Annotated in this window: 18 protein-coding genes; 8 read left to right on the top strand and 10 right to left on the bottom strand. The window is 51.0% G+C overall.

The genetic code is table 11. The features are described from left to right. Nucleotides 1-180 precede the first annotated feature (180 nt). Nucleotides 181-963 (top strand): helix-turn-helix domain-containing protein, encoded by a 783-nt coding sequence (locus PJE062_RS18070; protein ID WP_037037559.1) that lies wholly within the window; start codon nt 181-183, stop codon nt 961-963. On the opposite strand, the gene PJE062_RS18065 is transcribed toward PJE062_RS18070, so the two are convergent. The 3 genes from PJE062_RS18065 to PJE062_RS18055 form a co-directional block, all read right to left on the bottom strand. Then, complete coding sequence (locus PJE062_RS18065) at nt 956-1,396, bottom strand: GNAT family N-acetyltransferase (RefSeq protein ID WP_208982383.1); 441 nt, start codon at nt 1,394-1,396, stop codon at nt 956-958. The two genes, PJE062_RS18070 and PJE062_RS18065, sit on opposite strands and share 8 nt — an antisense overlap. A 56-nt stretch (nt 1,397-1,452) precedes the next feature. After that, on the bottom strand, nt 1,453-2,229 hold the full coding sequence (locus tag PJE062_RS18060; RefSeq protein ID WP_008551250.1) for an SDR family NAD(P)-dependent oxidoreductase: 777 nt from the start codon (nt 2,227-2,229) through the stop codon (nt 1,453-1,455). Nucleotides 2,230-2,410: 181 nt separating this feature from the next. After that, nucleotides 2,411-3,751 carry a YheC/YheD family protein gene (locus tag PJE062_RS18055; RefSeq protein WP_008551063.1) on the bottom strand — a complete coding sequence of 447 codons (1,341 nt, stop codon included), beginning with the start codon at nt 3,749-3,751 and terminating at the stop codon, nt 2,411-2,413. Between the two features lie 533 nt (nt 3,752-4,284). On the opposite strand from PJE062_RS18055, the gene repA reads away from it, so the two are divergent. The 6 genes from repA to PJE062_RS18025 all read left to right on the top strand — a co-directional run bounded on the left by repA (nt 4,285) and on the right by PJE062_RS18025 (nt 10,763). Continuing rightward, nucleotides 4,285-5,493 carry a plasmid partitioning protein RepA gene (repA, locus tag PJE062_RS18050; protein ID WP_008550990.1) on the top strand — a complete coding sequence of 403 codons (1,209 nt, stop codon included), beginning with the start codon at nt 4,285-4,287 and terminating at the stop codon, nt 5,491-5,493. Next, a complete protein-coding gene (gene repB, locus PJE062_RS18045; RefSeq protein ID WP_008551178.1) occupies nt 5,490-6,536 on the top strand; it encodes a plasmid partitioning protein RepB in 1,047 nt (348 codons plus the stop codon). The genes repA and repB overlap by 4 nt, the downstream gene beginning before the upstream one ends. A gap of 282 nt (nt 6,537-6,818) precedes the next feature. After that, the gene (repC, locus tag PJE062_RS18040) at nt 6,819-8,186 is read left to right on the top strand and encodes a plasmid replication protein RepC (protein WP_037037556.1); all 1,368 of its coding nucleotides are present in this window, start codon (nt 6,819-6,821) and stop codon (nt 8,184-8,186) included. A gap of 58 nt (nt 8,187-8,244) precedes the next feature. After that, entirely contained in the window at nt 8,245-8,772 is a 528-nt protein-coding gene (locus PJE062_RS18035) for a GNAT family N-acetyltransferase (RefSeq protein ID WP_008550882.1), read from the top strand. A 163-nt stretch (nt 8,773-8,935) separates the two neighbouring features. Next, nucleotides 8,936-10,015 (top strand): bifunctional transcriptional activator/DNA repair enzyme AdaA, encoded by a 1,080-nt coding sequence (locus tag PJE062_RS18030; protein WP_008551137.1) that lies wholly within the window; start codon nt 8,936-8,938, stop codon nt 10,013-10,015. Beyond that, nucleotides 10,002-10,763: an isocitrate lyase/phosphoenolpyruvate mutase family protein gene (locus PJE062_RS18025; protein WP_008551115.1), complete on the top strand. Its 762-nt coding sequence runs from the start codon at nt 10,002-10,004 to the stop codon at nt 10,761-10,763. Before PJE062_RS18030 ends, PJE062_RS18025 begins: the two co-directional genes overlap by 14 nt. 48 nt (nt 10,764-10,811) lie before the next feature. Here PJE062_RS18025 and PJE062_RS18020 read toward each other — a convergent pair whose 3' ends face one another. From PJE062_RS18020 to PJE062_RS17995, 6 genes are all read right to left on the bottom strand, one after another. Further along, nucleotides 10,812-11,195, bottom strand: coding sequence for an LTXXQ motif family protein (locus tag PJE062_RS18020; RefSeq protein ID WP_008550772.1), 384 nt, complete (start codon nt 11,193-11,195; stop codon nt 10,812-10,814). 254 nt (nt 11,196-11,449) lie between these two features. Next, on the bottom strand, nt 11,450-11,815 hold the full coding sequence (locus PJE062_RS18015) for a hypothetical protein (protein WP_008550851.1): 366 nt from the start codon (nt 11,813-11,815) through the stop codon (nt 11,450-11,452). A 333-nt stretch (nt 11,816-12,148) separates the two neighbouring features. Beyond that, the gene (locus PJE062_RS18010) at nt 12,149-13,162 is read right to left on the bottom strand and encodes a glutathione S-transferase N-terminal domain-containing protein (protein ID WP_008551104.1); all 1,014 of its coding nucleotides are present in this window, start codon (nt 13,160-13,162) and stop codon (nt 12,149-12,151) included. 61 nt (nt 13,163-13,223) lie between these two features. After that, nucleotides 13,224-14,138 (bottom strand): alpha/beta fold hydrolase, encoded by a 915-nt coding sequence (locus PJE062_RS18005; protein ID WP_050773946.1) that lies wholly within the window; start codon nt 14,136-14,138, stop codon nt 13,224-13,226. A gap of 131 nt (nt 14,139-14,269) precedes the next feature. Beyond that, nucleotides 14,270-19,009 (bottom strand): DUF5801 repeats-in-toxin domain-containing protein, encoded by a 4,740-nt coding sequence (locus tag PJE062_RS18000; protein ID WP_008551083.1) that lies wholly within the window; start codon nt 19,007-19,009, stop codon nt 14,270-14,272. A 35-nt stretch (nt 19,010-19,044) separates the two neighbouring features. After that, on the bottom strand, nt 19,045-19,890 hold the full coding sequence (locus tag PJE062_RS17995; RefSeq protein WP_037037552.1) for a hypothetical protein: 846 nt from the start codon (nt 19,888-19,890) through the stop codon (nt 19,045-19,047). A gap of 224 nt (nt 19,891-20,114) precedes the next feature. Here PJE062_RS17995 and PJE062_RS17990 point away from each other — a divergent pair, with 224 nt between their 5' ends. Then, entirely contained in the window at nt 20,115-21,362 is a 1,248-nt protein-coding gene (locus PJE062_RS17990) for a glycosyltransferase (protein ID WP_008550901.1), read from the top strand. On the opposite strand, the gene PJE062_RS17985 is transcribed toward PJE062_RS17990, so the two are convergent. Next, nucleotides 21,359-22,615: an Hsp70 family protein gene (locus tag PJE062_RS17985; protein WP_008551030.1), complete on the bottom strand. Its 1,257-nt coding sequence runs from the start codon at nt 22,613-22,615 to the stop codon at nt 21,359-21,361. The two genes, PJE062_RS17990 and PJE062_RS17985, sit on opposite strands and share 4 nt — an antisense overlap. Between the last annotated feature and the right edge of the window lie 3 nt (nt 22,616-22,618).

Below are 22,618 nucleotides of genomic sequence, written 5' to 3'. Positions count from 1 at the left end.
CATGACAAACCAAAATGCTTTGCCGTGATGGTAGAGCCAGCCAGATCCGCTGGCTTTCAAAATACTGACCTAAACATCCTTCTACGGATGTCTCCTTGTCAGGTCTCCTCAGTTCAGCTTATAGATAAGGGCGTCTGCGTGTGGGGCAGGCGGTGAGAACCTGTTGAAATACATGAGACTATGAGTTTAAGGCGGGACATTGTTAGCAAGTGGAAGGTGCAGCTGTTGCCGAGCAGTGCCTATGCTGTGTCTTATACTGCTGCTCAGGCCTCTGTCGGATTTGCGTTTGAAAGCCAGCGCGGGGTTCATTCCTTCAACAGCGATCGCCGGGTTGATTTCTGGACCCGTCCCAACAGCCTCGCCTTTGTGCCAGAAGGCTGTGCGGTGACCTCAGAAAGTGAACGAGGTGGTGAGTATCTGACCTTCACGGTTCCTGAAGAGCATCTGCGCACGGATGAAAATGCCTTGCGGTTCAATCATGCCATCTCGAATGAAGCGATTGCAGCAACCTATGAGCTGCGTAAGGCGTTGCTGGTCGGTGAGCATTCTGATGCGTTGGAGTTGGAAACGCTGCTCTTTGCTCTGCTCGATGTGGTGGATCAAGTGCAGGCTGGCTCGTTGTATGAGCCTCCAGCCTCTGCGTCCATGACAGAAGCGCGCCTCAAACGCATTGAAGAGCTGGTTGAAGCCCAGCTTTCTGAGCAGATTTCTATTTCAGATCTGGCAGGGTGCGTTGATCTTTCATCTGGCTTCTTCAATCGCGCCTTCAAAGCAGCAACGGGTAAAACGCCCCACGACTATGTGGTTGAGCGGCGCGTGGCGCGGGCGCGCAGGCTTCTGGCCAAGTCGCAGAAAAACCTCAGTGATGTGGCTTATGCCTGCGGGTTTTCCTCCCACGCGCATATGAGCTCGACTTTCAAGAAACGTCTTGGCGTCACACCCAGCCAGCTGATGATCAGTTAGGCTTGTCCAGCGCCAGCACGTTTAATTGCTTGACGTGGTACTCCAGCACCTTCCATCCCATCTTCTCGTAAAAGGGCGTGTTATCGTCTGACGCGCACAGATAGGCCCGCGAGAACCCACTCTCGAACGCCAGTTGTGCCATGCGTTTGACCAGAGCGGTTCCGATGCCTTCCCGGCGATGGACTTCCTCAGTCCAGACGGCTGCCACCCAGGGGGTGAGATGCGGGCGCGCGGCAAAATCGCTTTCGATCAGAAGTGCACTGCCCAGATAAGTGTCGCCGCGATGGGCAACATAGGCGGTGGGCACAGCTTCAGGACAAAGAGCTGCGCGGAGTTTGGTTTCAATTTCGCTTTGTAAAACACCCTTATCCTGCCACCACGCCTGCCAGATGCGATGGGCGATGGTTGGAATGAAGGCGGGAGTCTTGCTCATTTCAGAAAGGGTAAAAGTACGCTCTAAACTGTCCATTGGACCGGTGACCTGTAAAATTAAATCGGTGTGCCTCCTCCGGAAACGCTAATGACTTGTCCTGTTATTTTAGCGGAGCCCGGACCGGCGAGAAAACAGATCGCTTCGGCTACTTCGTCGGGCATGATCACGCCTAAATGGGCATTTTGCTCGACTTTTGAAATGAGGGTGGCAGCAAAAGGATCTCTTTCAAGCTTATCATAAAGAGGGGTTCCACGTACAACACTGGGGCTGACACAATTGACCCGGATACAATGCTGTTTGGCTTCTACCGCTAGGGAACGGCAGAACATGGAAATACCGGCCATGCCCGCCCCGACAATGGTGCTGCCGTAGGTCGGGATTATGGAAACATCCGAGGTTAAACAAATAATTGTCCCGCACCGCTGTTTTGTCATGACCGGATAAACAGCATGGATTGGGTGCAGGATGCTGTTCATCAGGGAGGTGATTGTGGGTATCAACTCATGCACTTTCACTTCCTGCAATGGCTTGGGGATGATGCCTCCACCACCGGTGCTGACCAGCACATCGATTCGCCCCATGGCCAATTCTGCATGAGTGATCGCAGTTTCGGTGCGGGCTGGATCAGACGCATCACACTGGACGAAATGCAGGTAAGCGCCGGGAAACTCGGCAGCCAGCTTGCTCAGAGCATTGCGGCCCTTGGTGACATCACGGGCGCAGATGGTGAGCTTTTGAAGACCTGATCTGAGAAGAGATTTGGCTGCGGCAAAACCGATACCAGAAGTGCCTCCGACAATGACTGCTGAGGATTCATTCAATTTCCGCGCCACGGTGACCTCCAGATGCGACTGAAATCTCTTGAGTGATCTTGCTCGCGTTGGTGCTCAAAGAGTTGTTCTAGACCGGATGCCGTATGTTTTTGCTCAACAGAGGCGCGGCTGACAGGCCAAACAGCAAACAAAGTAACCGGAGCGCTAAGAGCTTCCCGACATCTATATGTTTCGCCAGGGCTCATTCAGGATCTTCTCCAAAGCCGGAAAGAAAAGCTCCGTAATCAATGCTGGCTTCCAGCGTGGAGACACGCGCTTCTGCGTGGCGGGGATCCAGGAAGATCATGCGGCCCGGCTTGGCGTTGATTTCCAGAAGCTTCGGGTGGCCGGATTTGTCGATGCCAACATCCAGTCCCAACTCACCAATGGGAGATGTGTGGTACTCGTCCATCCGATGGGCAATCGCAAAGCCGCATTCCTCGACGGCTGCCTTTACCGCCTCGGCCTTCTTGCCAAAGGCGTTGGTGAAGTAGTCGTCGGTACCAACAATATCAGCCCCCTGACTGAAGTGAGAGGAAATGCAGCCGTGCGCACAGACCCGCGGGCCGATCATCAAACAGCGCCATGTGCCGCTGATGTCCTTGTGCATCTGCACGCGGCAATCTACGGAGCGTCCATCGAATGAAGAAAAGTCGAGGCTTTGCTGAACCAGATACTGATCCAGCGAGGTGTGGCAGAATGCGAACTCAAATGCATCCTCCAGCTGGACGAAGTCTGCATGAGGACAGGACAGGTCCGTCAGCCATTGAAGGCGGTAGCCCTTTTCCCGTTTGGTTAGTCGCATCAACATCTTGCCGCCACGTCCATCGACTGGTTTCAGATAAGCGGAGTGATGACGACCAAGGATTTTTTTGAGCAGCGCTGGTGTAGGGGCACGGTGTGTCTCCGGCAAATATTTACGCAGCTTCTGGCCGTGCATCAGATGCTCATGCACCTCCCACTTATCGAAAAAGCCGGGATTGTAGATGTGAGAGCCTAGCGCCCGCATGCGGTTCTTGATGGCCTCAACACGCAGCTTGTGTTCTTCATCGCGGGTATGGATACGATTGTAGATGGCGGTCGGCAACGGCAATCCGGGCTGACGATGGCCGGGCATGGTCTCGCCGGTAATCGTATTGTTAGCCCAGTTGTAGTCTTCGGGCGAAAACAGAAAGGCGATGTAGCCCTGTGTCTGGGCGTAGTTCAACATGTCCTGCTGGTGTCGCCGTTCCGGATCAAACTTTCCTGCCCCCATGATACCGATGGTTGGGCCAATATGGATGGTGTCCCCTTCCCGTTTTACATGCAGGCCATCGATGAGGGCAAGGCCAAGTTCGTCAAACACATCTGATGGCAGCCCCAGTGCTGCCCGGCGATCAGTGGAGACAGCGGCTTTTGCGGAAAAGCGGTGGCAGGCGCCGATCTTAAAGGAAAGATGCTCGCCGGGAGTGGCACCGAGCTTTTGCAGAGCGCCTCTAGAAAACACCACTTCATTGTTTGAGTTGGACACGCGGAAGAGATGGAGTTTGACAGCGAAAACCACAGGCCCCCCAAAGATCAACTAGTAGCCAGGACAGAGTGACAAAACCGGTTCGGCGGGACTGTACAAGACAGGTTCTCGCCAAAGCCTTGCGGAACTTGGGAAAGCTCTAATGGTTTAGGTTTTTGCGTGTGTTAGGTGGGGTTGCGACTCAGTGCGAATCTATGACTGATTCACGCTTGGAACGGCTCAGGTGACGTTGCTTGCTTCTGTCAAATCGGTATTTCGTCGATTTTTGCACAAAAACCGTCATGTCTAAGTTCTTTTGTTGGCTTGGCGAAAATGACGTTTCTTAATAAGATTGTTTTGCTGCATTATGGAAATGTTGCTGTAAAAACCGGGTCTTACGCAATATATAGTAATTTCGCGTTGCAATCAGAAAGCCGTCGCCAAAAGTTCGTTAACAGACTCTTAATATTGGTTAATGGGCGTTAACTATAAAGAGATTGACGCGTCCTTTGAATCGGAGAAGGATGCGCTGTGACGGATTATTATCGCTCTGCACTTCAAAACCGTCATAAAGGGTAAGAGGCAATATGCTGCTCGCTGCTGAACATGATGAGACTTCTGCTGAGAAGATTGCACGCCATTCTGACTTGTTGTCGCGGCAACTGCAATCCTTAAGGGAGAAGATGTATCCGCCTGAGGCTCAAAAGAAGCTGAAGACGTTCTCTTCGCGCGAGGTTGCGGGGCTGCTCGGTGTTGCCGAATCCAGTTTGCGTCAGCTTTCCCTCAATGGCGAAGCAGTTATCCCCGAAAGGCTGGAAAACGGCAGACGCATTTATACCCTTCCGCAGATCAACGAATTACGTCGTTATCTGGCAGAAAAACGCCCTGCTGATGCGCTTCGTCTGGACCCGCGCCGCCGTCATGGTGAGAAGATGCAGGTTCTGGCGGTTGCAAACTTCAAAGGCGGCTCTGCAAAGACCACTACAACCGTCCATTTGGCGCACTATTTGGCGCTTCAGGGCCTGCGCGTGCTCGCAATTGACCTCGATCCGCAGGCATCACTCTCTGCCATGTTCGGGTACCAGCCAGAGTTCGACGTTGACGAGAACCAGACGCTCTATGCCGCCATCCGTTATGACGATGAAGAGCGCGTTCCACTCAGCCATGTTATCCGCAAAACGTACTTTGATGGGCTCGATCTTGTCCCCGGTAACCTGGAACTGATGGAATATGAGCACGAAACCCCGCAGGCAATTGCTCAGGGGCTTTCGCGCGGCGATGGCATGTTCTTCCGCCGCATGGCGACCGTCCTGAAGGAGGTGGAAGATGATTATGATGTTGTGCTTATCGATGCGCCGCCACAGCTGGGTTACCTCACCCTTGGCGCGCTCTATGCGGCAACCGGTATTGTCATCACAGTGCATCCGGCCATGCTGGACGTGTCATCCATGAACCAGTTCCTTTCCATGACCTCAGAACTGCTGGCGGTGATTGAAGAGGCTGGGGGCAGCCTGAGCCACGATTTCGTGCGTTACCTGCTCACACGCCACACACCGCACGATGTGCCGCAGGTGAACGTTGCAGCGCTTCTGAGAGGTCTTTTTGGTGAGGATGTGCTGGCGGCTTCCATCGTGGAGACCACAGCGATCGCGAATGCAGGGCTGGAAAAGAAGAGCCTTTACGAGGTTGAGCGCGGAAACATGACCCGCGATACCCTCAATCGTGCTCTGGAATCCGTTGATGCGGCAAATACGGAAGTGTTCCAACTGATCAAACAGGTATGGGGTCGTCCATGAACAAGGCTACTGATCGTTCCAAGAAGATGCGGGCCATGTTCGGCGGGGTAGACCCGGCTGAACTGGCAAAATCCCCCAACCCTGCGCCGTCCATGACGGCAACAACCAAGCAGCGGGTGTCTTCTGGCGCGATCAAGTCCATGCGCAACACCTTCTCCGACGTGGAGAAGGAAAACGAAAAGCTGCGCCAGATGATTGAGGACGGCAGCGTTGCTCATGAGTTGAGTACGGACGACCTTGATCCGTCTTTCGTGGCTGACCGCATGGTCGTGGCCAATGATGAGGACTTTGAGAAACTCAAGGCGTCTATCTCTGCCAGCGGCCAGCAGGTTCCAATTCTGGTGCGTCCGCATCCGGAAGCTCCGGGCCGCTATCAGATCGCTTTCGGTCACCGTCGTTGGCGCGCCTGTAAAGACCTTGGTCTGCCTGTTCGCGGCATCATCAAAGAGCTTTCCGATGAAGCCCTTCTGATTGCTCAGGGTCAAGAAAACCATGAGCGTAAGAACCTGTCTTTCATCGAAACCGCTTTGTTTGCCTCCCGTTTGGCAAAAAGCTTCCCGCAGACCGTGATTTCAAAGGCGATTGGTAAGGATGCGACCACCGTATCCAAGCTGCTGAAGCTGATGAATGCGCTGCCAGAAGAGTTCGTTCGCGAGATCGGCCCTGCGCCCAAGATCGGGCGTCCGCGCTGGGAAGAGCTGGCGGGACATTTCCTCAATGGCAAACTGCCTGAACCGTTTAAGGCGCGGGTAGATGCAGTGATGATCAGTGCGGACTTTGAGCTCTCTGCGAGTGATGAGCGTTTCAGCGCTATTCTTTCTGCCTGTAAGTCTGCTGAGACAAACACAGCGACTACAGGTTCCATTGCCACAGCAGCAAAGAGCTGGATTGGCAACAAACAGATCCTGATGAAGGACGGCCCAAATGCGCTTAGCTTTCAGGTAGATGCTAAGAAGCAACCTGAGTTAGCCGCATTTTTGAAGCGCCGCCTGCCAGATCTGGTGGATGAGTTTGAACAAGAAGTTCTGAAGGAGGATGCATGACGGTTTAATCACGTCTCTTCCAAAGAAAAACGGTCCTGCTGACGGCAATCAACAAGACCGAAATTCCTTGGGTACAAACAAACGATAGCGCTCGATGTAACCATATTTTGCACCTTCAAATTACTTCGAGACGCGGTACGAATCAACCCTTGAGCAAGGAGTTGAAGCGTCTTTCTGCATGCTAATCGGCAGTTTGTCCCGTTTATCCTCAGTTTGGGGAGGATGTTTTGCGTCCTGACCCTTGAGAACACCTACTAGACTTAGTGGGTGAACGGTGTAGCTATGCAATCTGTTGGTTCAGTGGCGTCGTTCAGAAAACTGACGCCGGCAATGGTTGCCAGTCAAAAGCTGGCAATGGCCAATGACATTGTAAAGACGACAAAATCAGAAGTTGCGATGGCTTTGAAAAAGGCCGCCCCTGCCTTGGGAATTGATGGCACCACCTATCATATTCTTGACATTCTGATTGGCCTGACAGCCGCAGAGGACTGGTCGCAGGACCGCCGTCCACTGGTCGCGATCTCCAATGAAAAACTGGCCGAGTACGTCAGCCGCTCTTCTCGCACTGTGGTTCGTTCCCTGCGCAGATTGGTGGAAGCTGGCGTTCTTGCTTATAAAGACAGCCCAACAGGTCGCCGCTATATCTATCGCGCGGGTGAAGACCGTCAGATTGAGCGTGGTTATGGTCTGGATTTTTCTCCAGCACGGCAACGTTTGGATGAGTTGAAGCAGATTGGTGCTGAATTTGCAGCCCGCCTTGCTCAGGAAAAAGAGGCAAAACGTACAGTTAGCCGTCTTTCCAGAGCGATGACCGATCTTTTTCGCCTGGCTACTCATGAAGAACTCGATGTTTCTGAGATCGCCCGTGCCTTCAATGAGCTGATGGATCAACCGATGGGGATCGTTGAACGAGCTGAAGCACTGACGATGCTTCATGAGCTTCTTGTTGCGCGATTTGAAACTGCAGAAGACACCTCAGAAAAGGGTGGTGCTGAACCTCAAGAAAGTGCTGTTTTTTTTGAAGAAAAATCAGAAATGTCATGCACAGAAGACAACGATGTCACCCCTTATAATAATACAACCTCTCAAGACTCTTGGATTAAAAGTAAACAGCAGCATGCATCTAACGATGCATTCATAAATAACAACAAATCCGGCTACACCGAATTTGAAATGGCTCCTGAAAAGGATCCAAAAAGCGAAACTCATGCCATATCTCAAACTTCAGGTAAAACTGAAAGTCTGAACTGGTCAGAACATGCTGATCCTTACGAGAATGATCAGTTCTCCCCTCTCCTGTCAGAGGTTTCTCTTGGTTTGCTCGGCTCAGCAACTCAAGAAACGCAAGGTGCATTGGGGCTTGATCTTTCCAGTTGGAGCAGTCTGACCGATAGTTCCGATGATATGCGTCTGTTGATTGGCCTCTCTCAAAAAGGCTGGTTTGATGCGAGAAACAGGGTTGGCGACTATACGGCCGCGGCGGTCCTAATCACCACGGTTGAAAAGGCCTTGCGCGATCCGGAAAGTATTGCACGCCCGGCTGGATATTTCCGCGCCTGTATCGATCGTGCGGTTGATGGCAAACTGGCTCTGCATCGCACATTGTTTGGCCTTGCAGCGTCTGGAGGATCTGCGGCCGCCGAAAACTAGCCGACCTTCCGGCATAAGCTCCTGAAAGGTCGATCAACCAGAACTGGACGCAATGGATATGTCTCAAAATGCAGCTGCAATTGAAAATGCCCAGGTGGTTCTATTTGAGGAAAGCGACAAGCAATCCTTGCGGGATTTTCTGGCAGTTGCCTGGACTGAGGCGCATCTGGCGGAACTGGGCGATGACCTGACAAAGCGACTGGTCGCTCGGCTTGAGACGGATGATCTGGGCGGCGTGGTTCCTGGGCCGGATGGCCAGCTTCACCTAGCAAAAATTGGCGAGAAGATTGTTGGCTCTCTTGCCTGTGCTGTCCGTGGTGAAGTGGTTTATATTTGGGCCTGTTATCTCGATAGCGCCTATCAGGGCAAGGGATTGGCACGGCAATTGATGAAGCAAGCGATGGCGGACTACTCGCCGGATCAGATTGCCGGAATCTATGTTCTGAAAGAAGCTGAAGATGCAAAGCGTTTCTACCAGAAAATCGGCTTTATTGACTGCGGTCCTTCAGAGTTGGAAGTGGTTCCGGACACATACACGCCAGCGCACATCATGCAGGCGCGGATCGGAAATCTGAAGCTGGACTAACGCAGTGAGCGCGACCGGTACCTCATAAATTTATTTGTCGGTGCTGTGCAATTGAATGCTATCAATTAGCCTGACACATTGCGGAAGACACCAAAAATCAGATGTCCTTAATAAACGCCCGAAAACCGTGCGCTGAAAATAGCTCCTGATACTATAAGAAATCATGCTTTTTGAACTACCAGATACCAAAGTGCTCTATCAGGCACTTCTTGATCGCGATCCGGACTATGATGGCCGGGCTTATGTTGGGGTGCGCTCGACCGGTGTGTTTTGCCGCCTTACCTGCCCTGCCCGCAAGCCGAAGTATGAGAACTGTTGCTTCTTCGAGACAATTGCAGAATGTTTTGAAGCCGGGTTTCGTCCTTGCAAGCGTTGCCATCCGGTGGGCACGTCCGCGGATAATGATGAAGTGGTGACACGTTTGCTTTGTGAGTTTGAAGCAAAGCCGCACCATAAATGGTCAGAAGCCGATATTGTTCGCCTTGGACTGGATCCATCCACTGTGCGCAGAAGCTTCAAGCGTCAGTACGGAATTACATTTCTGGAAATGGCTCGCCTTTCCCGTTTGCGCGATGGATTTGAAACACTTTCCGACGGTGGCAAGGTGATTGATGCCCAGCTCGCCTCCGGTTTTTCATCTCCAGATGCATTCCGTCAGGCTTTTGCGCGCTTACTCGGCTGTAAACCAGCTGAACTAAAGGGTAATGGTCTCCTCAAAGCAGATTGGTTCGATACTCCGCTCGGTGCAATGATCGCCGTAAGTGATGACCGCGCACTGCACTTGCTGGAGTTTGCAGACCGTAAAGCCCTCCCCGCTGAACTCTCCCGTTTACGCAAGCAAGTGAAGGGAGATCTGGGCCTTGGCCGCACGGCACCAACGGATCAGATCGCAAGTGAACTTGGTGAGTTCTTTGAAGGCAAGCGTCTGGATTTTGATGTGCCGCTGGTGATGCATGGCACTGAGTTTACCAAGGATGTCTGGCGCGAGCTGCGCCGCATTCCGATTGGCGCCACCAAAAGCTACAGCCAACTGGCCAAGCAAATCGGTAAACCAAACTCAACCCGCGCTGTTGCCCGTGCCAATGGGGCAAACCAGATTGCCATTGTTATTCCATGCCACAGGGTTGTTGGAATGGATGGAGGCTTGACCGGATATGGCGGTGGTTTGTGGCGAAAGCAGAAATTGATTGATGTGGAACTGAAAATAGCAAGATCGAAAGGCCTTATTGATGTCTCAGGCTGACAAAGCAAAACAATTTGCCGCTCTCCATGTTAAAGGCGAGCCAATCACCATTTACAATATTTGGGATGCTGGCACTGCCCAGGCCGTAGCGAAGGCAGGTGCCAAGGCGGTCGCTACGGGAAGTGCATCAGTTGCTGCAGCCCATGGCTATGAAGATGGCGAGAAAATCCCTCTTTCACTGGTCGAAATCATCGCAGGCCGCATTGCAGAGAGCGTGGAAGTTCCCTTCTCTCTCGATTTCGAAGGTGCATACGCGGATAGCCCCGCTGATGTGAAGGAAAATGCGGCTCGGATCATCAAAACAGGCGCTGTTGGTGTCAATTTTGAAGACCAGAAGGTCAACGGCAGCGGTCTTTACAGCGTTGATGAGCAATGCACGCGAATTTCTGCCTTCCGTGAAGCCGCGGATGAGGCAGGCATCCCGTTCTTCATCAATGCACGTACTGATATGTTCCTGAATGAACCGGATGCGAGCAAACATGCGGGATTGGTTGAAGAAGCAATTGAACGCGGGAAGCGCTATGCGGAAGCAGGTGCCAGCGGTTTCTTCATCCCTGCCCTTTCGGACACAGATCAGATTGCCAAAATTTGCGAAAATGTTCCTCTACCGGTCAATGCCTACATGATGAAAGGTATGCCAGAGATTGCCGAACTTGGGAAACTGGGTGTTTCTCGTGTGAGCTTCGGTCCTGGTCCTTATCGTGAGGCGATGGTGGACCTGAAACGAAAAGCTGAAAGCATTCTTTAAACTGGATAAGGGGAGCAATGGCTCCCCTACTCTGTTTTCAAGTGAGGCTTATTTGCCTTCTCTGAATTTCTTTCTCATTTTATCGCGCATTTCCTGCTGCATCTCGCGGAAGGTCGCCATTTGCTCTGTGCTCAGGACCTGAGCCATCTGCTGATCGAGTTTTTCGCGAGATTCCTGCATCGGGCCACGCACTTCTCGAAGTTGAGCGATTGTTGGCTTCTTACCGCGCTCAATGCCAGCCCCTTTCAGGATGGCGCGACGTTCTTCCATCGCCTGTTGCATAATAGGGCGCACTTTTTCCTTCTGCGCATCAGTTAGCTGAAGCCTTTCCGCCATCATCTCCATGCGTTGCTGTCCTTTACCGGGATCAGCATAGGCAACGAGTGGCGTTGCAAAGAGGACGGACAGGGAGAGGGCAATTGCCTTGAACATGGGGACTCCTGTTTTTTCTGCTGTTGCTTTTGGAAACTCTGAAGGTACGCAGCGGTAAGTGCAAACCAAATAGTGTAAGAGAACGTCTTCGTTCCGGGCCTTGTGACAGGTCGTTACACTTTCACTAACCCATTAAAAATATTGGGAAATATTCCAATCAGATTGCTTAGTTTTTTCATAAAGATGTGCCCGCTCCGGGGAGGAGGCGGGCACAGTTGCCAGCATTGGGGATCGAGGCAACATAAAGATGAAGCTTAGTCAAAAAGATCCTGACGAGCTTCGGTTCTGCGAATGACACGACGCGCGGTAGCTCTGTCCTGACGGCGGTCCCATGCATTGGGGGCAACTGCGACCGGTGCAGGTGTAACAACAGTGGTTGTTGGAGCAGGTGTGACAATTGTTGTAGCGGGGGCTGGCACAACAACGGCCTTAGGCGCGGTGTTCAATCGACAGATCTGGAGTGGGTTGCGACCGGAGTCATAAATGGCAACACAACCCGTTAATGAGTTTGTCTGGATAATCGTTTTGGTGCCGTTGCCGTCATAAAAGGTCAGAGCATCGGCGAAAGCTGCGCCTGAAAGAGTAACAAGAGCGGCGCCTGCAATAGCAATTCTTTTCATTTTGATCTCCGGTTCAGTCGTCCAATAAGTCAGCTCGGCGTGGCGATGGAATGTGATTGCCGGGCTGGGTGATTGCGTTGGAGGGACTATCGGAGATCGATCGAATTGAAGCAATTTGAGTTTTGTAATCGCCTGTCGTCATGCTCTGAGGCTGACAAACTCAGTTACAAATTGGACGGATAAACCCGCTTAGAGATACAGTTTGATGCAAAAGACCCAAGGTTTTCCGCCGATTTTGGGGAAAAGCGTAGTTGTAGCGTGTGAGCTAAGGAGAATTTAGCAGCTTAGAAATGGACTTGGCAGCTGCCAACATTTGCTGCCAAGTCGTTTCAATCAGGTTGCAGGCTGTGCGAGGGAGCAATCGAGGATCTCAGTGCCGCCCATTAGATACTCACTCAGTGTTTCCCGATGTGCCGGTGTAAGTTTCGCCCACTCATCCCGTAAGCGATCAAGACACTTCTTCTGGTACTTGAAGATCTCCTGCGCGAAGAAGCCTTCCGGCAAGTCAGCGGTGAAGGTGGCTTCCCCCTTATCGATGGCTCTAGCGTTTGCTGACAGGAATGGAAGGTAGGTGTCTCCAGCCATTTTGAGCAGATCTTTGAGAGCTGGTGTCAGTTCAGAAACCCACTCCCCTTCAAAACCTGACGCATCGTCAATGTGATCGAGCCACCGGAATACAAATGGGAACTCGTTCTGCAACATGGCAGAGGGAGTGGGATCGTCTTTGAGTTGGTAGAGTTGACCGAAGATCGCAGCGTCTGCCAAGGAGGCCATATCACCAAACAGGAAGTGCTGCTTGGAGACGACGGCGTTTTCAAGGATGGCGAGCATGCGTTTGGTTGACGCTTCGATGATCGGCGCTGTTTCGGGAGTACACCCTACCTTCGGCATGCGACTAATCTGGCGAACACCAAACTGCTGGCCCATGGCTTTGATCGTGTTTTCGTCCAACCCTAGGCAAGCATCATACAACAGCCAGCTTGGTACGACCTTTCGATCTTCCTCATAAAACCAGCGGTAATGGAACATCGCTTTGACAAGCCATTCATCCGCCATGTCCTCAATCAGGTAACACGCAAAACGGAGGAGCGGATCATCAGGCAGGAGTGATCTCCCCTCCCCTTTCGCTTCCAGATGAAGCAGCAGCGGAGTGGAGTCGTTCATCCAAGTCTCGTCCGGAAACTTGACGACAGGAATAACTGGAACTTTAACGTGTTTGACTGGACTGTTTGGCCCCATTGGCGCACAGAGCTTCCATGCGTGTGGAATGCGTTTAGCCCTGAATGCGGCTCGTACTTTCATGGAGTACGGTGAGCCCAACGCTCCGTGTATTTCAAAACTTCCCATAGTCCCCTCCCCTCACTTGGCAGGTTTGATTTAGAAATATGATCCCTGCCAAACGTGTTGGTTACATGTCTTTCAAGATTGCTCCATTCCCCTGCCAGCGGATTTCCTCTCCCCTCTCCATCTGAACCATCATGTTCAAAACGGCATCCGGATTTTCCATTGGCAGAAAATGAGTGTGATCTGGAACGTAGATGTCTTTCGCATTTGGCATGTTCTCTGCCAAGAGTTCCCAGGTTGGAGATGGCGAGAAGTCATGCAGCGGCTCATCTGGCTTTCTACGACGAGCACGCACCACTGTGGTTGGTACAGTAACAGAATCCAGCAGTGGGTAGATGTGATCCCCATAACAGGTGCGGTAAACTTCTGCTTCAGCGTCCGGCGGGCATGCGAGTTGGTAGCCCTCGCCCTGTTCGGTCTCTATCAGGCCATGCTGGCAATAGTCCTGGAGAATCTCGGGGAGCCAGCTGTTGTATGGTTTACGATCCTTGAACCGCTCATACATTTCACCAACATTGCTCCATTGGTTCCGACGGCGCGCCACTGGGTGGTCTTGATCAGCGATGTTTTTGAAGATCGGAAGCAGTGGCTTCGGAAAGACGACCGGGTCGAGCAAAAGAATGTTTTGGTAGAGTTCAGGAAACTTGGCAGCTGCCAAGATGGTCAAATGACCACCGCAAGAGTGCCCCACCCCATAAACTTGCTTGAGACCAAGTTCCTTGACCACAGCAAAAAGATCTTCTCCCAAGTCGGTCCAAAGTTTTGGCAGAGCTGCGTTCTCACTCATCCCGTGACTGCGCATGTCCCACGCGATCACGTGTCTTCCTGGAAAGTGCTTGATGATGTAATCCCAAACGCGTCCATGAAATCCAGTCGCGTGGAGGAGCAAAAATGTCGGTCCTTCACCAGCCCACTCATGAAGACAGATCTGATGATCTCCAGCTGAAACGTACTTCTGAATGGGGGTATCTGAACGCATGCGAAATCCTCTGAAGCAATAACAGAGAAAGTTTAGCCATACCGCATACGAGAGCAAGCTCTACCAAAGCAGAATAGCAATTTTATTTGCGCAAACTACTTGGCAGCTGCCAAGTTTCATGGCTTGCGAGATCAGGTTACAGGGAATGCGTTTTCGATTGGAAGTTCTGCGTCGTAGGGCATGATATTGTCTGTTCGAAAAGAGAGTGTTGCTCCAGCTACATCCGCGTTTTGAGCATTAAATGTAGTCACAGTTTCCCAGTCATACGCATCTTTATAACGGTCGAAGTCTGCTTGTAGAATATAGCTTCCGTCTTCTGCTTTTAGAATACGAATAAATTGGTCGATGTATGTTTGGACATACACGAAGTTATCATCGCAATGTGTCTCAAAGAGCTTAGATAGGTTTATCAAATCGCGATCATTTCCATCACCGATGTTCAGCTGAAAGTCCGCGATATGATCAGCTGCTCCATCCAGTTGCTCAAAGAAGTAGATGTCTGAGCCTTCGCCACCTGTCAGAGTATCTTGTCCTTCTCCCGCGTAGAGATGATCGTTGCCCTCAAATCCGTTGATTGCATCGTCACCTTCAGTGCCTCTCAGTGTGTCATCTGCTGATGTTCCATCAACTGGGTTCTTGTCACTTCCGATCTCTCCATCAGCTTTGGAAAGCATTTGAATTGTCGAAATGGAAGGTGATGAACTTCCGTTCTCTGTATGAAGGACCACGGAAAGACTTCTTGCTTCAAGACTGTCTGAGTTGGTTGAGAACGTAAGCGAGTTAATCAGGTTTTGATAGCTGGAGGCATTGAGGTTGCCTGAGAAGTTCAATGTGAGTACGCCGTTGTCGCTATCTTGCAGCTCACCATTGAGGCCATCGATTGCTGTATAGTTCAGTACATCACCGTCTTGGGCATTGAAAAGTTTTAGTGTTAGTCCGGTTATTGGTTCCTGTAATCCGCCAATCTTGGCAGACTTGGCAACTGCCAAGTCCTCTCCACCAATGTGGTAAGTGGCATCTATGTGCTGCTCTTCCAGAGGATAAGGTTGCTCAATTGAGACCGTGAGATCGCTGATCCTGAGAATGTCTGCAGACGTGAGTTCACCTGGAGCTACCAACCTTATTGTCGTGGCTGAGGAGATGTGATTGCTGAGGTCGAGGCTAATCGTTTTGGGCTGCGAATGATCTTCGGTGCTGCTGATCTCAGCAATCCTCTGAACCGAGCCATCGGCCATGACGACCTCAATATAGAAGAGTTTGCTTTCTGCTGATGAACTGAAGTAGGCCGTGTAGCTAAGCGAGAGCTGTGCTGACTCTGCACCTGTCAGATCGAATGTTTTGCTGAGGCTTGCAAGATTATCGTCGCCATTTGCGGAAGCGCTAGACTGATCTGTCAGAATGAGTTCGCCCGTTGCTTCATCAATGTAAATGTCGGAGGAACCATCATCTGAAGCAGTGGCAAAGCCGTCATCCCCGAACTCTTTCCATGCGTCGGACTGAATATCATCGGAGATATTGCTGGAGTAATTGTCAGTGTCAAAGCCCCAACTGACTTGGTAACTGCCAGCTTCGCGCGTGTGAAGGTAAACTGTTGGAGGCGGGGTTGGCGTATCATGGCCTTCGGTGACCTGGATCTGATAGTCCTGTGAAGCTTCTGCGCCTGATGGATCTCTGGCTACAATCGTCACGTTATAGATATTGTCGCCATCTTTATCTGCCGGAACATCATAAGAGACTTCATCTTTCCAGCTGACTTTGCCTGTTTGCGCGTCGATGTTGAACTGGGCCGCATCAGGCCCTTGGAGAAAAAAATGGAGGCTGTCTCCATCAGCATCTGATGCGTTCGCAGTAAAGACATCCTGAGGCCCATTGTCTTCGACAGTCAAATGAAGAGGCGTGTCTTGTCCGACACCTGAAAAGATCGGAGCATCATTCTCAGGACTGAGCTCGATGGAGACAGTCACGATCTCACTGCGTTCACCGTCAGCGTCCTGAATATAGTAGCTAAAGCTATCAGATCCATTGGCGTTGGGATATCCGGTGTAGCTGAATGTGTTGTCTGCGTTCTGTGCTAGATGCCCCTTGGCAGGTGCCAAGACGATGTGAACGGAGTAACCTTCGCTACTCAGAATGTCGTTTCCCAGCAGATCCAAAATGAGCGGTGTGTCTTCCTTGCCTGCAAACTGGTCAGCAACGGCGATAGACTTTCCATCTGTAATGTCGAAAGAGAATGAGAGCGGAAGAGTATCTCCATCACCGTCGGTCGCAATGATGTTGAACGCCATCGACATTTCAGAGTTGGCTGCATGATCAATTGAGGTGAAGAACTCGACTGTATAGGATCCTGTGTTGCCTGGGTCCAATGTGACTTTGAAGACCAGCGTACCATCCTGCGTCTTTGCGACGAGTTCGTTTCCAATGCCTGATAATGAATAGAAGACCTGCGCTCCATTGACGGTAAATGGGGCAGGCGTGCCGCTCATGCTGGATGAGAATGAGAGTGCTTTTGTTGAACCAACATCTGCTCCCCATTGAATGTTGAGCATGCCTGATTGGGAAATAGATGCATCGCCGTTCATACGCGCTTCAAAGAGGTCTGTTTCGGAAAGGCCTATAATCTCCGGCGCAGAACTTGCGACAGGTACGCTATCTGAAATGGAAATCTGCAGTGTCCCAGTTGCTGCATCTCCATCAGAGTCTGTCGCTATGTATTGCAGCTGAAACTGGTCTACGCTCTGAGAATGATTGAGGGGAGCATGCTGTGTAACAGAATACGCTCCACTCGCATAATTCAGCGTCGCGCTGAAAATTGCCGTCGAACCTTGCAAAAGCGTTATTTTGTCGCCGGAAAGATCCCAGCTGAAGCCTGTTGGAAGAGGTGCTTCATTCCATAAGACCTGTACTCCATCTACACCAGCGGAGACTGGGAGTACACCTGTCAGACCAAGACTATCCTCAGCCGATGTACTGCTTTGATCTGCTTGCGTAAACGCATCGTCGCTAAGCGTGAGTTCGATCGGCGCTCCAATAGTAGGGCTATCATCTATGATTGAAACGTTGAAGTGCCCTTGGTCTGTGTCGCCATCTCCATCGGTGATCACGTAGTGGAGTTTGATTTCTTCCTGATCTAGCCCGCTGGTGTGCTGAAGTGGGTTATGTTGCTTGACTGTGTAGGCTCCCTTGCCATCCGTAAACTGGGCCGTCAGGATCAGCGTATCGCCTTGCTTTACGCTGAGCAACTGCCCCTCAATAACGTAAATCAGACCATCCGGATCTTCCGGCAATTGCCAACTGATGTTTGCTCCATCTGCTCCAGCGTTATGAGGCAGGTAATCTGATGAGAAACTCAGCTCAGCTTCGTCGCTCAACTGGCTTTCATCAAAAACGATCTGGTTGAGTGGGAACGCCTTAGGTGTATCGTCTAGCGATGTGACGATAAGAGTGCCAGTTGCGCTTTGGCCTTGGATGTTTGTCGCTGAGAAGTTCAGGTTGAATACCGCGTCACCGTTACCTGCGTTCATTATTGCGTTGTGTTGTGTCACACTGTAGGTGCCAGTCGACGCATTCAGAGACACAGATAGGACGATCTGCCCACCTTGCAGGATAAGAAGTGTTTGCCCTTCTTGAGCAAAGCTGAAGCCCGGTGTTGGAGTAGGGTCATTCCATGTCAGTGCGACTGGGCTTTGCTCGGAGCTCATAGGCAGAATGCCTGTTGCTGAAGCGCTGTTCGGATCTCCATCTGACCCTCCCACTAAGCCTGCCTCAGATACGGTCGCTGATAGGTTCCATTCCGAAGGCATAGGATCGTCGGTTACGCGGAGGTCCAGATAGGAAACCAGGCTATCTCCATCTGCATCTTTTGCAATGAAACGAAAACTGAGTAGGAGATCCGAGGTTCCTGCAGTGTGATCTAACTGCGTAAATTGCTGATAGGTGTAGGTGCCGTTGGTTGAAGTGGGATCCAACGTAACTTTGAAAACGAGCGTTCCATCTCCCTTCAACCCTTTCAGTACATGTTGACCTTGTGGGCCAAATTCTGACTGAAAAAGGACCCGCGCACCGCCGGAGGTAATATCGAGCGGATCACCTGAGCGGCCGAGTGGGCGTCCAGCTGCATCAAGTGTAAATAGCAGTGCGCGGGAGTTGGTACCATCCACGCCAAAATCAATAGCGAGGCTATCGCTGACTGAGATATCGGTGGATGTGCTAAAGGATGCTTCCTCTACAGTGAGTATCGGAAGATCACTTGCTCGGGAAACTGTAGAGTTTGGTTGAACATACAAGTCTGCGGGAGAAAACTGAGGGACTGCAATACTCTCAGGATTGCCTGCTTTTGAAAGAGGAAAAGAAGCGTCTTCCAAGACGGACTGTTTGCTTTCCGCCAACTGATTTTTGCTGGTGGCAGAACTTAACTCTGCCAATCTGGGTGTTTGATGCAAAGTTGGAAGACTTGCAGTATCCGGATGCTGCTGAGATTCTTCGGCAGGTTTGTCTGTTCTGCCTTGGGCAGGGGAGGGGACATCTTCCTGAAAGCTGCCAAGTTCCAACGCAGCATCGATTTGCACTGCTGCCAAGAACTGACTTTGTGTGGTGAGCGGGCCAGATGGCATCAAAATAAAGAACTCGTTGGCTGGCCCGCCAAAAAAACCTTCAATTACGATAATCTGTCCATCAGCTTGCCGAATGTGCAATTGGGTTCCATCTCGCGCCAGTTGGGCCGTCCCGATCGTTTTGGAAAGATCAACCAGCTGTCCGCTTTCCCTCTTGAGTAGGACTGCGCCTCGCGAAGGAGGAAGAGGTTCAGCTAACAGGATTGGGGGAGGAGACTGCAAAGCAGGTGTGTTCGTAGGCGCTGAGTTGATGTGAGCCATGACTGCATTCCTCCTCGTTCCAAATTGTTAGTGTCCTAATTGATCTGTTGGGTAACCAGTCGCCGCAGTTCTCGCTTCCGGTTTATCTCAAGCAATCGCTCAGAAAGACCGAGGTGCAGCAAAAGCGTTGAATGTTGAGCTTTGTTTGCAAAATGAAGGCGAGTGAGTTCGGCTTCAGCCGAGATCAGCTGAAGTTCTGCATTCTGCAGCTCGGTTAGAATGGTGAGGTACGCAGGAGTATGCTCAGAACTTACCTTGGTCTGAGCAAGTGCAGCCTCATAACTTCGCCTCTGGCGCGTTACTCCGAACTGAAGCTGCTTATAGGTTTCGATCAATCTGGAAAGTGATTTTCTTTCCGCTTGTACATCTGTAGGCGATCCTGAATCATTCAATAAAGATGAAGTGATCACTGGCTGAGGGTTGAAACTGCGGCTGCCCGTGTACTGTGTGAAGGTCGTTTGCGCAAAAAGGAGTTCGTTCTGCTGCAGCGCCTTTAGAGTATCATTGATCAAGCTGCGCTGCGCTTCTAACGCTTCAACGTGCTCCAAAACCTGAGTTGTTTTGCTCTCAGAATGTCTATCCAAAACTGCGGTTATCGCGTTTAGATCTCTCAGCGATCTCAGATAAACGTGTGTTTGCTGTGTTGCTAAGTAGAGTGCAGCATAAGCATCAACAGTTTCACGCAAAACCTCACTTTTCTGCTGTTTTGAAGCTGTCTTCCAACTTTTCAAACTTAACGTCTGTTTGAACCGTAGGGTGTCGTTAAGCGCTTCACGAAGAGTTGTCGCCTCAGCGGAGGATCCAGCTGATCCTAATGCGACTGCGCCTATCATCGGATAAAGCCAGCAATGTTTAAAACATCTATTTTGCCGCCGCAACATCCCGGTCCCCAATCCGGCACACAGCTAAAACAGTGCGCGCCGCCCTCTTAAGACTTCATTAACAATTGCAACTAGGGAACCTGAATTGGTTGAATGTGACAATTCTGAAATCAGAGGAATGAGAAAGAGAGGGTGAAAAAGAAGGGGTATCACTTTAGGCAAAATTCCCTTGGTATCTGGGAGTAAAGCTTGCAGTAAAAAGTTGGATACGGGGAATGTCTTGAATGAAAGTACTGTTTTATTTCGGATGGTCCTTCGCAGAAACCGGAGGAACGCAAAGGGCAGTTCTCGCTATTGGGAGTGGTCTCATTGCAAAAGGGCATTCTGTAACCATATTGAACGATAGCCTCGAGATTGCGACACCGTTTTATCCTTATGATCCCGCGTTGGAGATCCGGTATATGTGTGAAGACGTTCGTGCTATTGAACCGACTGACGTGAGAAAAGAGCCTGCGCGCTCTCCCACCATAGGGAAGAAAAAAAAGTCCAGTTCGAGATACTTGCAAACTCTTTTTCCTGCTTACCGAAAGCATAGGTGGCAACGCCGGATTAAACATAGACTTCCGCAGGTGAAGCAGGCGATTGCCCAGGAAAAACCTGATGTTTGTATCGTCTTCACACCAGACTATGCCTCACTTGTAGCCTCTGCATTATCTGATCGGAAGTTCCCGGTTATCCTGGCTTTTCGCCACGTCCCTCATTTCCTGTTTGATGAGGCTGTTGGGATTCCTGATAATCCAGTCGCTAGAATGAACTTTCTGGACAATTTCAGATATGCTGACGCATTCTCAATTTTGATACCAGAATTTGCCAGCTTTTTATCCAAGCACAATGACAAACCAGTTTGTTATATTCCAAATGGTGTGAGACTGCCTGAGTTGCCTGCGTCTGCGAGTGAGCAGCGGAAGATATTGTTTGCTAGTCGTTTTGCCACTGCCAAACGTCCCCAATGGTTGATGGAAGCATTTGCAAAGGTTGCAGAAATGTATCCTGACTGGTCATTGCATATGTATGGTTCCGGGACTGATAGCAAAGAGGCCGTCAATCTTTGTAAGTCACTGGGTGCTCCCAACCAGATAAAGCTTCATGGTGCACAGCCAGATTTGACCGAAGCATATCAAAATGCAGAGATCTTCTGCATTCCCTCTCATTTCGAAGGGTTCTCGAATTCATTAGCGGAAGCAATGAGTTATCAACTGACCTGCGTTGCTGTAGATGATTGCATTTCTAACTCAGCGCTCCTCAAAGATGGAGCTGGTTATTTGACAAGAGTTGAAGATGGCGCAGCAGGTTTGGCTGAAGCTTTGGACACGCTGATGGGAAATCCGGAACTTCGGAAGCAATTGGGAACAGCAGCACGGCAAAAAATTTCTGCGTTTACGCCTGAGCGCGTGACAGATGAATGGAATGGTTTCCTCAGATCTGTCACGTCGGATTACAAGCAAAAGAAAAGACTTTTTGCGAGGGCTTAGCCGAACTTTCGTTTTGCGTCTGCTGCAAGGCCAAGGCCCACGGCGCCAAACACGTCGCCTTCCACGATAGAAGCGTTTGGCATCAGGGACTTGAAGTGATCTCGAAGCATCGGGATACGCGTGGTGCCGCCGGTCAGGAACATGCTGTTGATCTGATCAGCAGTCACACCTGCCTTGTTGAGGGCTTCCTGAATGGTGGTTTCGATTTTGCCCACAGAAGCGGCAATTGCCGTATGGAAATCGGCATTGGAGGCATTCACCTGAACGTCTTCTTCCTCCAGCTCAATCTTGAGGCTAGCAATCTCGGAGGAAGACAGGTCAATCTTGGTCTGCTCCACGCGCGTAGCAAGCATGTGGCCATCTTTTGCACGGATCACTTCACGAAGGCGCTCCACCAGATGTGGCTGCGCTGCTTCGCGTCTGACTTCGCCGAGCTCGCGCAAAATGTTTGGAGAATACAGCTGGTTGATGAACTGCCAGGTGGCGAGATCGAAATAGTATTTGGAGGGCAGCGCGCGTTTGCCGTCTTTCGTGAGTGTTTTATAGCCCAGATGTGGCATCACTTGCGCAAGCGACAGCAAGCGGTCGAAATCCGTACCACCGATGTGAACACCGGTGTTGGCAAGAATGTCGCCTGTGCGGTCAGCTGCATTCCGCCGTTCAGGAGAAACGCGAATAACAGAAAAGTCCGCTGTACCACCACCGATATCCAGTACCAGAATAAGTTCTTCACGGGTAACAGACTGCTCATAAGCCAACGCAGCTGCAATCGGCTCATACTGGAATGCAATATGCTCAAAGCCTTCCTGGCGAGCGATACCTTCCAGCGTGTTTTGCGCTGCACGGTCAGCAACTTCATCACCGTCGATGAAATGCACCGGACGTCCCAGAACCACCTTGGTGACATCTTCCTGCATGTGTGCATCGAGCTTGCGTTTCAACTGACGCAGGTACAGCGCAATAATGTCACGAAACGCCATACGACCGCCCATGACAGCCGTTTTCTCCTGAATGAGGGATGTGCCCAGAACACTCTTGAGAGCCTGCATAAGACGGCCCTCATCGCCTCTGATGTACTCTTCTTTCGCCTGCCGTCCATAAACGATCTGCTCGTCCTCAAAATTGAAGAAAATGGCAGACGGCATTTCCGTATGGCCTTCTTCCAGCATCACCAGTTCTGGTGTTTCGCCTGAGTAGATGCCCACTGTGGAGTTAGAGGTGCCAAAATCGATGCCTGCGAATGCACTGTTCATTTT

Source organism: Pseudovibrio sp. JE062, assembly GCF_000156235.1.
Classification (GTDB): domain Bacteria; phylum Pseudomonadota; class Alphaproteobacteria; order Rhizobiales; family Stappiaceae; genus Pseudovibrio.
Note: the sequence above shows the minus strand (reverse complement) of the source record. Positions and strands in the feature narration are given on the sequence as shown.

What these genes read in the sequence shown, in the direction of transcription:
- PJE062_RS18070 (WP_037037559.1), top strand. Translation starts at nt 181, where the DNA reads ATGAGTTTAAGGCGGGACATTGTTAGCAAGTGGAAGGTGCAGCTGTTG.
- PJE062_RS18065 (WP_208982383.1), bottom strand. Translation starts at nt 1,396, where the DNA reads ATGAGCAAGACTCCCGCCTTCATTCCAACCATCGCCCATCGCATCTGG.
- repA (WP_008550990.1), top strand. Translation starts at nt 4,285, where the DNA reads ATGCTGCTCGCTGCTGAACATGATGAGACTTCTGCTGAGAAGATTGCA.
- repB (WP_008551178.1), top strand. Translation starts at nt 5,490, where the DNA reads ATGAACAAGGCTACTGATCGTTCCAAGAAGATGCGGGCCATGTTCGGC.
- repC (WP_037037556.1), top strand. Translation starts at nt 6,819, where the DNA reads ATGCAATCTGTTGGTTCAGTGGCGTCGTTCAGAAAACTGACGCCGGCA.
- PJE062_RS18035 (WP_008550882.1), top strand. Translation starts at nt 8,245, where the DNA reads ATGTCTCAAAATGCAGCTGCAATTGAAAATGCCCAGGTGGTTCTATTT.
- PJE062_RS18030 (WP_008551137.1), top strand. Translation starts at nt 8,936, where the DNA reads ATGCTTTTTGAACTACCAGATACCAAAGTGCTCTATCAGGCACTTCTT.
- PJE062_RS18025 (WP_008551115.1), top strand. Translation starts at nt 10,002, where the DNA reads ATGTCTCAGGCTGACAAAGCAAAACAATTTGCCGCTCTCCATGTTAAA.
- PJE062_RS18020 (WP_008550772.1), bottom strand. Translation starts at nt 11,195, where the DNA reads ATGTTCAAGGCAATTGCCCTCTCCCTGTCCGTCCTCTTTGCAACGCCA.
- PJE062_RS18015 (WP_008550851.1), bottom strand. Translation starts at nt 11,815, where the DNA reads ATGAAAAGAATTGCTATTGCAGGCGCCGCTCTTGTTACTCTTTCAGGC.
- PJE062_RS18010 (WP_008551104.1), bottom strand. Translation starts at nt 13,162, where the DNA reads ATGGGAAGTTTTGAAATACACGGAGCGTTGGGCTCACCGTACTCCATG.
- PJE062_RS18005 (WP_050773946.1), bottom strand. Translation starts at nt 14,138, where the DNA reads ATGCGTTCAGATACCCCCATTCAGAAGTACGTTTCAGCTGGAGATCAT.
- PJE062_RS18000 (WP_008551083.1), bottom strand. Translation starts at nt 19,009, where the DNA reads ATGGCTCACATCAACTCAGCGCCTACGAACACACCTGCTTTGCAGTCT.
- PJE062_RS17995 (WP_037037552.1), bottom strand. Translation starts at nt 19,890, where the DNA reads ATGTTGCGGCGGCAAAATAGATGTTTTAAACATTGCTGGCTTTATCCG.
- PJE062_RS17990 (WP_008550901.1), top strand. Translation starts at nt 20,115, where the DNA reads ATGAAAGTACTGTTTTATTTCGGATGGTCCTTCGCAGAAACCGGAGGA.
- PJE062_RS17985 (WP_008551030.1), bottom strand. Translation starts at nt 22,615, where the DNA reads ATGAACAGTGCATTCGCAGGCATCGATTTTGGCACCTCTAACTCCACA.